Origin of the sequence: Methylopila musalis (genome assembly GCF_042679725.1) — a bacterium.
Classification (GTDB): domain Bacteria; phylum Pseudomonadota; class Alphaproteobacteria; order Rhizobiales; family Methylopilaceae; genus Methylopila; species Methylopila musalis.
On record NZ_JBHTMX010000083.1, the window covers coordinates 1 to 12,338 of the forward strand.

At 71.4% G+C, this 12,338-nt stretch carries 12 protein-coding genes and 1 pseudogene; 10 read left to right on the top strand and 3 right to left on the bottom strand.

The annotated features are described in order from the left end of the window. The 7 genes and pseudogenes from ACFQ4O_RS10295 to ACFQ4O_RS10325 form a co-directional block, all read left to right on the top strand. A pseudogene (locus ACFQ4O_RS10295) lies at nt 1-216 on the top strand (hypothetical protein); the annotation flags it as partial. 93 nt (nt 217-309) lie between these two features. After that, nucleotides 310-1,518, top strand: a complete 1,209-nt coding sequence (locus tag ACFQ4O_RS10300; RefSeq protein ID WP_378775603.1) for a D-alanyl-D-alanine carboxypeptidase family protein — start codon at nt 310-312, stop codon at nt 1,516-1,518. Beyond that, entirely contained in the window at nt 1,518-2,204 is a 687-nt protein-coding gene (gene tmk / locus ACFQ4O_RS10305; RefSeq protein ID WP_449288999.1) for a dTMP kinase, read from the top strand. Before ACFQ4O_RS10300 ends, tmk begins: the two co-directional genes overlap by 1 nt. Further along, on the top strand, nt 2,201-3,265 hold the full coding sequence (locus tag ACFQ4O_RS10310; RefSeq protein ID WP_378775605.1) for a DNA polymerase III subunit delta': 1,065 nt from the start codon (nt 2,201-2,203) through the stop codon (nt 3,263-3,265). Before tmk ends, ACFQ4O_RS10310 begins: the two co-directional genes overlap by 4 nt. 33 nt (nt 3,266-3,298) lie before the next feature. Beyond that, a complete protein-coding gene (gene metG / locus ACFQ4O_RS10315; protein ID WP_378775606.1) occupies nt 3,299-4,855 on the top strand; it encodes a methionine--tRNA ligase in 1,557 nt (518 codons plus the stop codon). Further along, on the top strand, nt 4,852-5,670 hold the full coding sequence (locus tag ACFQ4O_RS10320; protein ID WP_378775607.1) for a TatD family hydrolase: 819 nt from the start codon (nt 4,852-4,854) through the stop codon (nt 5,668-5,670). The genes metG and ACFQ4O_RS10320 overlap by 4 nt, the downstream gene beginning before the upstream one ends. Then, a complete protein-coding gene (locus tag ACFQ4O_RS10325) occupies nt 5,667-6,467 on the top strand; it encodes an MBL fold metallo-hydrolase (protein ID WP_378775608.1) in 801 nt (266 codons plus the stop codon). The genes ACFQ4O_RS10320 and ACFQ4O_RS10325 overlap by 4 nt, the downstream gene beginning before the upstream one ends. A 13-nt stretch (nt 6,468-6,480) precedes the next feature. Here the strand turns inward: ACFQ4O_RS10325 and ACFQ4O_RS10330 are convergent, their stop codons facing one another. Further along, entirely contained in the window at nt 6,481-6,696 is a 216-nt protein-coding gene (locus ACFQ4O_RS10330; protein WP_378775609.1) for a hypothetical protein, read from the bottom strand. A 251-nt stretch (nt 6,697-6,947) separates the two neighbouring features. On the opposite strand from ACFQ4O_RS10330, the gene ACFQ4O_RS10335 reads away from it, so the two are divergent. The 3 genes from ACFQ4O_RS10335 to ACFQ4O_RS10345 all read left to right on the top strand — a co-directional run bounded on the left by ACFQ4O_RS10335 (nt 6,948) and on the right by ACFQ4O_RS10345 (nt 9,285). Beyond that, nucleotides 6,948-7,271, top strand: a complete 324-nt coding sequence (locus ACFQ4O_RS10335) for a low molecular weight protein tyrosine phosphatase family protein (protein ID WP_378775610.1) — start codon at nt 6,948-6,950, stop codon at nt 7,269-7,271. 41 nt (nt 7,272-7,312) lie between these two features. Continuing rightward, complete coding sequence (gene mazG / locus ACFQ4O_RS10340; RefSeq protein ID WP_378775611.1) at nt 7,313-8,134, top strand: nucleoside triphosphate pyrophosphohydrolase; 822 nt, start codon at nt 7,313-7,315, stop codon at nt 8,132-8,134. A gap of 131 nt (nt 8,135-8,265) precedes the next feature. Beyond that, nucleotides 8,266-9,285: an OmpA family protein gene (locus tag ACFQ4O_RS10345; protein ID WP_378775612.1), complete on the top strand. Its 1,020-nt coding sequence runs from the start codon at nt 8,266-8,268 to the stop codon at nt 9,283-9,285. A gap of 422 nt (nt 9,286-9,707) precedes the next feature. Here ACFQ4O_RS10345 and ntrC read toward each other — a convergent pair whose 3' ends face one another. Next, nucleotides 9,708-11,153 (bottom strand): nitrogen regulation protein NR(I), encoded by a 1,446-nt coding sequence (gene ntrC / locus ACFQ4O_RS10350; protein WP_378775613.1) that lies wholly within the window; start codon nt 11,151-11,153, stop codon nt 9,708-9,710. 7 nt (nt 11,154-11,160) lie between these two features. After that, a complete protein-coding gene (locus ACFQ4O_RS10355; protein WP_378775614.1) occupies nt 11,161-12,285 on the bottom strand; it encodes a two-component system sensor histidine kinase NtrB in 1,125 nt (374 codons plus the stop codon). Between the last annotated feature and the right edge of the window lie 53 nt (nt 12,286-12,338).

The following is a 12,338-nucleotide window of genomic DNA, read 5'->3' on the forward strand; positions in this document are numbered from 1 at the left end:
AGCGCGCCGGTTCTGGCCTCGGTGGCGCCGCCCGTCGCGCCCGCTCTGGAGACGGCGCCCGCGCCGGCCGCGGCTGTTTCGGAGACGCCGCATCCGGTGGACGGCGCCGCGGTCGCGAGCCGCATCGCCTCCAGCTTCGAGGGCTTTGGCGACGGCGCCTTCGGCCCCGCCGACGGGCTGCGCGGCTCGACCTCCGCCTTCTCCACCCTGCGCTGAACCGTCCCCGACGCGGACGACCGTCGTCCGCGCATTGTGACTCGCGCCGGCTCGCCGTATCCTGACCGCTGGTCCGATGGCGGTGTGGGCGTTATGAGCGATTTTTCCGGGTTATCGGCTCTCCCGCGCCTGCGTTTCGCCGTGGCGGGGCTCGCGATTCTGGCGCTCGCAGCGCCGGCCCACGCCGCGCCCCCCGCGAAAGACGGGCGCACCGAGGCGCCGATCGCCTTCCTCTACGACCACACCTCCGACGCGGTGCTGTTCGCCAAGCAGCCGGACCTGCCGTCGCCGCCCGCCAGCATGGCGACGCTGATGACCACGGAGCTGACGTTCCGGGCGCTGGAGGCGGGAAGCCTGCAGGAGACGGACACGTTCCGCATCAGCGAGGACGCCTGGCGTCGGGGCGGGGCGCCGTCGCGGGGCTCGGCCATGTTCGCCAAGCTGAACTCGCAGGTCGCGGTGTCCGATCTGCTCCGGGGCATGGTGGTGCAGTCCGGCAGCGACGCGGCGATCACGCTCGCGGCCGGCATCGCCGGATCGGAGCCCGCCTTCGCCGAGCAGATGAACGCCCGCGCGCAGGAGCTCGGGCTGACCCGCTCCCGCTTCCGCAACGCCACCGGCCTGCCCGATCCGGAGCAGGTGATGACGGCGCGCGACATCTCCCGGCTCGCCTCCCATCTCATCCGCGCCTACCCCGCGCGCTACGCCATGTTCGCGGAGCCGGAGTTCAGCTGGAACAAGATCACCCAGCGCAACCGCAATCCGCTGCTGGCGGATTACCCCGGCGCGGACGGGCTGAAGACCGGCTTCACGGCGGATTCCGGCTTCGGGCTGGTGGGCTCCGCCAAGCGCGACGGGCGGCGGCTGATCGTGGTGCTGAACGGGCTGGAATCGGCGAAGGCGCGCGCGGAAGAGGCGCGCAAGCTGCTGGACTGGGGCTTTTCCGCCTTCGAGACCAAGCGCCTGTTCGAGGCGGGCGAGACGGTGGCCGAGGCGCGCGTCTTCGGCGGAACCAGCCGCCATGTGCCGCTGGCGGCGGACGCGGCGGTGGACGTGCTGACGCCGAAGAACGACGACGCGCGGGTGATCGCCCGCGTGGTCTATGACGGGCCGTTGACCGCGCCGGTGCGCAAGGGCGACCGGGTGGGCGTGCTGCGGGTGTGGCGGGGCGAGATGCTGAGCGTCGAGACGCCGCTGCGGGCGGCGGAGACCGTGGACGAGGGCGGCCTCGGCCGCCGCGCGGTGGACGGCGCTCTGGAGCTCGTGGGCGACTGGTTCCATCAGGTCGTCGCCCGCATCTGATGGAGCCGCGGAGCGTGTTTCAGGCCGTGACCGCGCCGCGCGGGCGGTTCGTCACTTTCGAGGGCGGCGAGGGGGTCGGCAAGTCCACCCAGCTCCAGCGGCTGGCGGAGCGGCTGCGGACCGCGGGCGTCGAGGTCACGACCACGCGCGAGCCCGGCGGCTCGCCGCGGGCGGAGGCGCTGAGGGAGGCGCTGCTGTCCGGGCGGCTGAAACGCTTCGGGCCGCTGGCGGAGACGGTGGTCATCGCCTCCGCCCGGGCCGACCATGTGGACCGGCTGATCCGGCCGGCGCTGAAGCGCGGCGCCTGGGCGCTGTGCGACCGCTTCATCGACTCCACCCGCTGCTATCAGGGCGCGGTGGGCGGGGTCGCGACGGAGACCCTGCGGGCGCTGGAGCATGTGGCGGCGCTGGGCGCGTTTCCGGACCTCACCTTCGTGCTGGACGCGCCGGCGATGGTCGGGCTCGAGCGGGCCCGGAGGCGGGCGGGGCATGGCGCGGCGCCGGACCGTTTCGAGGCCGAGGACGCGCGCTTTCACGAGCGGCTGCGGGAGGCCTTCGTCGCCATCGCCCGCGCCGAGCCCGGCCGCTGCCGGCTGATCGACGCCACGCAGGCGCCGGACACGGTCGCGGCCCACATCTGGGACGCCGTGGTGCGGCGCTGGCCCGAACTGGAGGCGCGGCCATGAGCGACGCCGAGGGCGGCCTGCCCGAATCCGACCGCCGGGAGGGCGTGCGCCGCCCGCGGGAGACGCTGGACCTGTTCGGCCATCACGAGGCGGAGCAGGCGCTGCTCTCCGCCTTCGCTTCGAACCGCATGCACCACGCCTGGCTGATCTCCGGGGCGGAGGGCGTCGGCAAGGCGACGCTCGCCTATCGCATGGCGCGGTTCGCGCTGGCCCATGCCGATCCGGCCGCGCCCGAGGTCGCCGCCGCGCGGGATCTCGCCGTCGCGGCCGATCATCCGACCACGCGACGGGTGGCGCGGCTCGCCCATCCGGACCTGCTGGTTCTGCGGCGCGGCTGGAACGCGGACCGCAAGGCGTTCTACGGCGAGATCCGTGTGGACGACGTGCGCCGCGCCACCGGCTTCTTCGGCTCCACGGCCGGCGAGGGCGGCTGGCGGGTGGCGATCGTCGACACCGCCGACGACATGAACGGCGCCGCCGCCAACGCCCTGCTGAAGGTGCTGGAGGAGCCGCCGCCCAAGGCGATCTTCCTGCTGCTCTCCACCGCGCCGCGTTCGCTGCCCGCGCCGGTGCGCTCCCGCTGCCGTGCGCTGCCGCTGTCGCCGCTGACGGCCGACGAGACGCTGTCGGTGCTGACGGGCCTCGAGGTCGCCGACGATCACGAGGCGGAGGCGCTCAGGCTCGCGGCCGGGATCAGCGAGGGCAGCGTGGCGCAGGCGCTGAACCTGCTCGCGGGCGACGGCGCGGCGCTGCACGGCACAGTGCGGGCGCTGCTGGGCAAGCTGCCATCGGTGGACGTAAAGGCCGCGCATGCGCTCGCCGACGACCTCGCCAAGCGCGGGTCGGAGGAGCGGTTCCGCCTGTTCGTGGGGCTGGTGTCCGACTGGCTGCACGAGCGGGTGCGCGCCGGCGCCGCAGCGCGGGAGCCGCGCCTTGCGCGGCTGGCGGAGGTGTGGGAAAAAACCGCCCGCGCGGCGCGGGACATCGAGATCTACAATCTCGATCGCCGGCCTTTCGTCCTTGAGACGCTCACCGAGCTCGCCGGCCTCGCACGGCGCTGAGGCCGGCTCGCACATCTGACGAGTCCGCATCCGATGGCGTCCGCCAAAGAGCCCTATTACATCACCACCGCGATCGCCTATCCCAACGGCGCTCCGCACATCGGCCATGTGTACGAGGTGATCGCGAGCGACGCGATCGCCCGCTTCCAGCGGCTGGAGGGGCGCGCCGTGCGCTTCCTCACCGGCACGGATGAGCATGGGCTGAAGATGGCGCAGTCGGCGGCGCGGGAGGGCGTGACTCCGTTCGAGTGGGCCACCCGCAACGCCGACCGCTTCCGCGCCATGGACGAGCGCTACGGCGTCTCGTTCGACCGCTTCATCCGCACCACCGACGCCGACCACGCCGCCGCCAGCCAGGAGCTGTGGCGGCGCATGCAGGCGAACGGCGACATCTATCTCGGCCGCTACGAGGGCTGGTACTCGGTGCGCGACGAGGCCTATTTCGACGAGGGCGAAACCACGCTGCACCCGGACGGCCGCCGCACCGCGCCCTCGGGCGCAGCCGTGGAGTGGGTGGTGGAGGAGAGCTACTTCTTCCGCCTCTCCGCCTATCAGGACCGCCTTCTGAAGCTCTACGAGGACGAGCCGGGCTTCATCGGCCCGGACGCGCGCCGCAACGAGGTGCTGGCCTTCGTGAAGCGCGGCCTGAGCGACCTCTCCATCAGCCGCACCACCTTCGACTGGGGCGTGCCCGTGCCGGACGATCCGAAGCACGTGATGTACGTCTGGGTCGACGCGCTGACCAACTACGTCACCGGCGCCGGCTTTCCCGAGGACGAGGAGGGCTTCCGCCGCTGGTGGCCGGCGGACCTGCACGTCATCGGCAAGGACATCATCCGCTTCCACACCGTGTACTGGCCGGCGTTCCTGCTCTCCGCCGGGCTGCCGACGCCGAAGCGCGTGTTCGCCCACGGGTTCCTGAACAACAAGGGCGAGAAGATGTCGAAGTCGGTCGGCAACGTGCTCGACCCCTTCTCCTTCGCCGACACCTACGGCGTGGACGCGGTGCGCTACTTCCTGCTGCGGGAGACGCCGTTCGGGCAGGACGGCTCCTACAGCCACGAGGCCATCGTCGGCCGCATCAACGCCGACCTCGCCAACGATCTCGGCAATCTGGCGCAGCGCTCGCTCTCCATGATCGCCAAGAACAGCGAGGGCAGGGCGCCCGAGCCCGGCGCGTTCTCGGAGGCCGATCAGGCGCTGCTCGCGAGCGTGGACGCCCTGCCCGGCCTCGTGCGCAAGGCGTTCGACGATCTGGCGCTGCATCAGGCGCTGAGCGCCATCTGGGCGGTGGTGGCGGAGGCGAACCGCTACTTCGCGGGGCAGGAGCCCTGGGCGCTGAAGAAGACCGATCCCGCCCGCATGGCGACCGTGCTCTATGTGACGGCGGAGACCGTGCGCAACGTGGCGCTGCTGGCGCAGCCGTTCACGCCAGCCTCCGCGGCCAAGCTGCTCGATCTCCTGGGCGTGGCCGAGGACGCGCGCGGCTTCGACCGGCTGGGAGCGGCGGGGCGGCTTGCGCCGGGAACGGCCTTCCCCGCGCCGCAGCCGGTGTTCCCGCGCTTCGTGGAGCCGGAGGTCACGGCGTGACCGCGCTCGTCGACAGCCACTGCCATCTGGACTTCGACGACTTCGCGCCCGAACGGGACGCGGTGGTGGAGCGGGCCCACGCCGCGGGCGTCGGGCTGATGGTGACGATCTCCACCCGCGTGCGCCGGTTCGAGCGCGTGCTGGAGCTGGTGGAGCGCTACCCATCGGTCTTCGGCACGGTCGGCACCCATCCGCAGAACGCCCATGAGGAGCTCGACGTCACGGCGGACGAGCTCGTCCGTCTGGCGGAGCACCCGAAGATCGTCGGCTTCGGCGAGGCCGGGCTCGACTTCCACTACGACACCAGCCCGCCCGAGGCGCAGGAGCAGGGGTTGCGCGCCCACATCGCCGCGGCGCGCGTGGCGCAGCTTCCGCTCGTCATCCACGCCCGCGCAGCCGACGAGGCCATGATCCGCGTGCTGGAGGACGAGATGGGGAAGGGGGCTTTCCCCGCCCTGCTCCACTGCTTCTCCTCCGGGACGGAGCTGGCGCGGCGCGGCGTGGCGCTCGGGCTCTATGTGTCGTTCTCCGGCATCCTGACCTTCAAGCGCTCCGAGGACATCCGCGCCATCGCCGCCGAGGTTCCGGCCGACCGGCTGCTGGTGGAGACCGACGCGCCCTATCTCGCGCCGGAACCCTATCGCGGCCGGCGCAACGAGCCGGCCTACACCGCGAACACCGCCGCCGTGCTCGCCCGCGTGCGCGGCTGGACCGAAGCCGAGACGCGGCGGATCACCACCGACAATTTCTTCCGCCTTTTCAGCAAGACGCCGCGCTCCGCTCTCGTGGCGCATGAAGCGGCGGGGGCGGCGTGAGCGCGACCGTCGTCACCATTCTCGGCTGCGGCTCCTCCGGCGGCGTGCCGCGGGTGGCGTCGGGCTGGGGCGCGTGCGATCCCGCAAATCCGAAGAACCGCCGCCGCCGCTGCTCCATCCTGGTGGAGCGCGAAGGGCCGGCGGGCGTGACCCGCGTGCTGGTGGACACCGGGCCGGACCTGCGGGAGCAGCTTCTTGGCCACGGCGTCGATAGGCTCGACGGCGTGCTCTACACCCACGAGCACGCGGACCACACCCATGGCATCGACGACCTGCGGCCGCTCGCCATCGACATGCGCACCCGCGTGGACGTCTGGGCCGACGCGCGCACCAGCGCCTTCCTGCACGCCCGCTTCGGCTATGTGTTCCACACCCCGCCCGGCAGCGACTATCCGCCGATCCTGACCGAGCACCGGCTGACGGTCGGCGAGCCCGCGACGATCGAGGGGCAGGGCGGTCCGGTGACCGCGATCCCCTTCGACCTGCGCCACGGCCGCGAGACCATGGCGCTGGGCTTCCGCTTCGGCGGCATCGCCTACACGCCCGACGTCAGCGACATCCCCCTCGCCTCGCAGCCGCTGCTGGAGGATCTCGACGTGTGGATCATCGACGCCCTGCGTGAGACGCCGCATTCGAGCCATTTCACGCTGGCGCAGGCGCTGGACTGGATCGCCCGCCTCCGGCCGAAACGGGCGGTGCTGACCAACCTGCACACCGACCTCGACTACGACGCCCTGCAGGCCCGCCTGCCGAAGGGCGTCGAGGCCGCCTATGACGGCCTGCGCATCGTCGGATAGCCGGTCCGGTCGGCTACTTCGCCGGAGGCTGGGTCGGCCAGTCGCGGTGGACGCGGCGCGCCCAGTCGAGCACGGGGGACCAGAACGCCAGCACGGCGACGCCGACGGCCAGCAGCGTGATCGCCACGAAGGCGTTCACGACGCCGAAGTTCGGCGCGTCGCTGGCGACGAAAAGGCTGGTGACGAAGCTGGCGAGCGCAAGGGAGCTGCGGGCGAATGCGTCGAGCATGTCGACCTCCTGTCGATCGCCGCCTTCGGGAGGACGGCGAACTCCATCATGACTCCGTCCGGGCCCGCCGTCTTTGATCGAACGTAAATCGAGCGGCGACAGACATAGGAACTTCGGCGAACATGCGGGGTCCGAAACCGGGTCCAGACCCGGCGCAGGAGCGGCTGGAGCACGGTCGGAGCCGCCTCCAACCCCAACCCGCCCATCCGCTTTGGTTCCATAATATATCTTATGCGACTCAGGATCGTCCGTTGAAGCGCGTGTTGTTCGTCTGCAGTCGCAACCGCCTGCGCAGTCCCACGGCGGAACGTGTCTTCGGCGCGCGCCGCGATCTGGACGTCGCGTCGGCGGGTCTCGCGCCGGACGCGGAAGAGCCGCTGACGGCCGATCTCGTCGAGTGGGCCGAGCTGATCTTCGTGATGGAGAAGCGACACCGCGCCGCCCTCAATCGGCGGTTCGGGCGCCGCCTTCGTCACGCGCGCGTGGTCTGCCTCGACATTCCCGACGACTACGGGTTCATGGATCCACGCCTCGTGCAGCTGCTGGAGGCGCGCGTCGGGCGACATCTGCCATGACCCGTAGCCGGCCCTGCCCCGCACACGAAGGATCGCGCCTCATGACCCCCGCCCGCGACATCGCCCGGCTGATCGAGATCATGGCCGCGCTGCGCGCGCCCGGCTCCGGCTGTCCGTGGGATCTGGAGCAGACCTTCGCCACCATCGCGCCCTACACCATCGAGGAGGCGTTTGAGGTGGCGGACGCGATCCAGCGCGGCGATCTCGAGGATCTGAAGGACGAGCTGGGCGACCTGCTGCTGCAGGTGGCGTTCCACGCCCGCATGGCCGAGGAGCAGGGCGCCTTCGCCTTCGGCGACGTGGTGGAGGCCATCACCGCCAAGCTGATCCGCCGGCATCCCCATGTGTTCGGCGAGGCGCGCGACCTGTCGCCCGAGGCGATCAAGGCCGCCTGGGGCGTCATCAAGGCCGGCGAGAAGGCCGAGCGCGCCGCCCGCCGGGGCGGGGAGGCGCGCCCGAGCCTGCTGGACGGCGTGACCCCCGCCCTGCCCGCCCTCACCCGCGCGCTCAAGCTGCAGGAGAAGGCGGCGACGGTGGGCTTCGACTGGGACGACATCACGCTCGTCGTGGGCAAGGTGCGCGAGGAGATCGACGAGGTGGCCGAGGCGGTGGCCGCCGGCGAGCGCGACGCGATCGAGGACGAAATCGGCGACCTGCTCTGCGCCGTCGCCAATCTGGCGCGGCATGCGGGCGTGGACCCGGAGGCGGCGGCGCGGCGCTCCAACGCCAAGTTCGAGCGCCGCTTCCGCGCCATCGAGGACGCGCTGCGCGAGCAGGGCCGCACCCCCGCCGACAGCGACCTCGACGAGATGGACGCGCTGTGGAACGCCGCCAAGGCGCGGGAGCGCGCGGCGGCGGAGTAAGGCCGCGCCGATCCGCCGGGGCGCCGGCCTCTACGACTTATTCACGCCCTTCGCGGGCGCTCTCGGGCGGTGCCCCCGGCCCCGCCGCGGCCTAAACTCCCGCCGTTCAGGGCTGAAGGGGGGCCGCCGCCATGACGTTGAAGACCTTTGCACCGCGCGGATCGCGCCGATCCTTACTGGCGGGCGCCCTGCTCGGCCTCGCGGTGATGGCGGGCGCGCCGGCGGCGGCCAAGGATGTGGCGGGCGGCAAGGACCATCCGCTGGTCGGCCGCTACGACGGCGCGACGCTCCAGCTTTACCGCGCCAAGGATTACGAAGAGCAGCGGCTGCTGACCAAGAAGATCACGGGCGCGGACATCCGGGCGGCGGGGGGGCGGCGGCTGAGCGACGCCAACGCGATCAAGGTCGCCGGCAAGGCGTTCCGGCTGAAATACGCAGGCCCCAAGGGGCGCTCGGCGCTGGAGGTCGCCCGCAACCTTCAGGACGGGCTCAAGGCCAAGGGCTTCGAGATCCTGTTCCAGTGCCGGGCGGCCGAATGCTCCGATCTCAACGGCGGCGAGCTTTATTTCGCCCTGAACGACGAGAGCCCCATGGGGCGCGGCGACATCCGCTCGGGCATCCCCGACGTGCTCTACGCCTCCGCCGTGCTGCGGCGGCCCGAGGGCGACGTCTACGCCGGCGTCTATGTGGGCCAGTTCGGCGACACGCCGGAAACGCTGGTGGACGTGGTCGAGACCCGGCCGATGGAGGCGGAGAAGATCGTCTTCGTCGACGCCTCCGCCATGCGCAAGGCGATCGACGCCGACGGGCGGGTGGCGCTCTACGGCGTGCTGTTCGACTTCGACAAGGCGACCGTGCGCGACGACTCCCGGCCGACGCTGGACGAGATCGGCAAACTTCTGACCGCGAACCCCGAGCTGAAGGTGGTCATCGCCGGCCACACCGACGCCAAGGGCGGCTTTGACTACAACGTGGACCTGTCGAAACGCCGCGCTGCGGCCGTCGCCGCTATGCTTGCGAAGCAGCACGGCGTCTCCCCCGCCCGCCTGCAGCCGTTCGGCGTCGGCATGGCCTCCCCCGTCGCCACCAACGACACCGAAGCCGGCCGCGCCAAAAACCGCCGGGTGGAGCTGGTGAAGGTTCCGGAGTGAGGCTCGGGGAGGCGCGGAAGTGAAGCAGGAGCGCGGAACGCGCCCCCGCTCTTGTCCCGGCCTTAAGCCGGGACCCAGACACGCTGGTTCTGCAGACTAAGCCTCGACGGCCGGGGCGCCCTGCCCCGACACGTCGGCGGAAATGGGTCCCGGCTCAAGGCCGGGACAAGGAAGAGGCGCGGTCGCTCGTTCGGCTATCGTCGGAGGCTCATGGCAGAAGGCGCTGCGAAACACGCCACCCTCTTGTCCCGGCCTTGAGCCGGGACCCAGACACGCTGGTTCCGCAGAACAAGCCTCGACGTCCGAGCCGCCCTTCCCCCACACGTCGGCGGAAATGGGTCCCGGCTCAAGGCCGGGACAAGGAAGAAGGGCGCCACCGCCTCCAGCCGCGACAGCTCAAGGCCGGGACACGGAAGACGCCCTCACCGCGTCAGGCGCAGCACCTGGACGTCGAGGTCGCGGATTTTCTTGCGCAGCGTGTTGCGGTTCACGCCGAGCAGCTCGGCGGCCTTGATCTGGTTGCCGCGGGTGGCGGCGAGGGCGGCGGAGATCAGGGGGTACTCCACCTCCCGCAGCACCCGGTGGTAAAGGCCGGGCGGCGGCAGGTTCTCGCCGAACTCCGAGAAATAGGCCGTCAGGTGCCGCTCCACGGAGCCGGTCAGGGTTTCCGCGCCGATCGATTCCTCTCCGAGGCTGTTGGCCGGGGGCTGGGCAAGCTCCGCGTCGATGATCGAGGCGGTGATCATCTCCTGCGGGTAGAGCGCGGCGAGGCGGCGGATCAGGTTCTCGAGCTCGCGGATGTTGCCCGGCCAGCGGTAGCGCTTCAGCCGGTCTAGCGCGGCGTTGTCGATCTGCTTCGGCGGCAGGCCCTCGCGGGCGGCCAGCGTGAAGAAGTGGCGCGTCAGGTCCGGCACGTCCTCGGAGCGCTCCCGCAGCGGCGGAAGGCGGATCGGCACCACGTTGAGGCGGAAGAACAGGTCCTCGCGGAACAGGCCCTGTTGGATCAGCAGCCGCAGGTCCTTGTTGGTGGCGGCGACGATGCGCACGTCGGTCTTGATCGCGGTGCGGCCGCCGACGGTGGTGTATTCGCCCTGCTGCAGCACGCGCAGCAGCCGGGTCTGCGCCTCCATCGGCATGTCGCCGATCTCGTCCAGGAACAGCGTGCCGCCCTCGGCCTGCTCGAACCGGCCCGACGAGCGGGCCTGCGCGCCGGTGAAGGCCCCCTTCTCGTGACCGAACAGCTCCGCCTCGATCAGGTCGCGCGGGATCGCGGCCATGTTGATGGCCACGAAGGGCCCCGAGCGGCGCTTGCCGTAATCGTGCAGCGCGCGCGCCACCAGCTCCTTGCCGGTGCCGCTCTCGCCCGAGATCATCACGGTGAGATCGGTCTGCATCAGCCGGGCGAGCACCCGGTAGATGTCCTGCATGGCGGCGGAGCGGCCGACGAGCGGGATCTCGTCCGTCTCCGGGTCCTCGCCGCGGCGCGCGCCCGGCCGCCCCTTGGGCTCGGTCAGGGCGCGGCCGACGATGCTGATGACCTCCTTGAGGTCGAACGGCTTCGGCAGGTATTCGTAGGCGCCCTTCTCCGACGCGCGGATCGCCGTCATGAAGGTGTTCTGGGCGCTCATCACCACCACGGGCAGCTCGGGCCGCGCCTTCTTGATGCGCGGGAGCATGTCGAAGGCGTTTTCGTCCGGCATCACCACGTCGGTGATCACCAGATCGCCGTCGCCCTGGCTGACCCAGCGCCAGAGCGTGGCGGCGTTGCCGGTGGAGCGGACGTCGTAGCCGGCGCGGCTGAGCGCCTGGCTCAGGACGGTGCGGATCGCGGCGTCGTCGTCGGCGACGAGGATGCTGCCCTGCGGCATGTGGGTCTCAGCTCCTTGCGCGGCGGCTTTCGCCGCCCGTGAACATCGGCATCAGCACCCGGAACGACGTGCGGCGGGGCTGGGAGTCGCATTCGATGATGCCGCCATGGGCGCCCACGATCTTCGCCACCAGCGCGAGCCCGAGGCCCGAGCCCGTAGGCTTGGTGGTGACGAAGGGGTCGAACAGATGCGGCAGCAGGTCCTCCGGCACGCCGGGGCCGTTGTCGCGCACGGTGAACTGCAGCGGCAGGCTCACCTTGGCGGAGGCGCCCGGCACGCTGAGCCGCACGCCCGGCCGGAACGCGGTGGAGAGGTGGATCTCGCCGTCCTGCGCGTCGCCGATGGCCTCGGCCGCGTTCTTCACCAGATTGAGGAACACCTGGATCAGCTGGTCGCGGTTGGCGAGCACCGGCGGCAGCGAAGGATCGTAGTCCTCCACGATCCTCAGGCCGCGGGCGAAGCCGGACTGGGCGATACGCTTCACATGCTCCAGCACGGCGTGGATGTTGACCGCCTCGCGCTCGATCGGCCGCTCGTCGGAGAACACCTCCATGCGGTCCACGAGCTTCACGATGCGGTCCGCCTCGTCGCAGATCAGGCGGGTGAGCGCCCGGTCGTCGTCGCTCGCGGACTGCTCCAGCAGCTGCGCCGCGCCGCGGATGCCCGACAGCGGGTTCTTGATCTCGTGCGCCAGCATGGCGGCGAGCGCCGTGACGGAGCGCGCCGCGCCGCGATGGGTGAGCTGGCGGTCCATCTTGTCGGCGATGGTGCGCTCCTGCAGCACGATCGTCAGCACGTCCGGCTGGTCGTGCAGCGGCGCCACGTGGATGTCGACGATGCGGTCGCCGCCGTTGCGGGGCGTGCCGAGATCGACCCGGTACTCGTTCACCGGCGCGCCGCGCCGCCGCGCCTGCTCGATCAGCGCCAGAAGCGGCGAGCCGAAGGGAATGAACTCCTTGATCGGCCGCCCGCAGAGCACGTTGGCGCTGATCTCGAAAAAGGCTTCGGCGGAGACGTTCACGTCCAGGATGACGCCGTCGCCGTCGAGGCAGATCACCGGATGCGGCAGCGCGTTCAGCACCGCCTCCGGGGCTCCTGCCCCGGCGCGCCGCGTGCGGGAGGCGGCGCTCACGCGGCGGCCCTCCAGGCGAGGTCGTCATAGGCGCGGTCGAGCGCGGCGCGGGG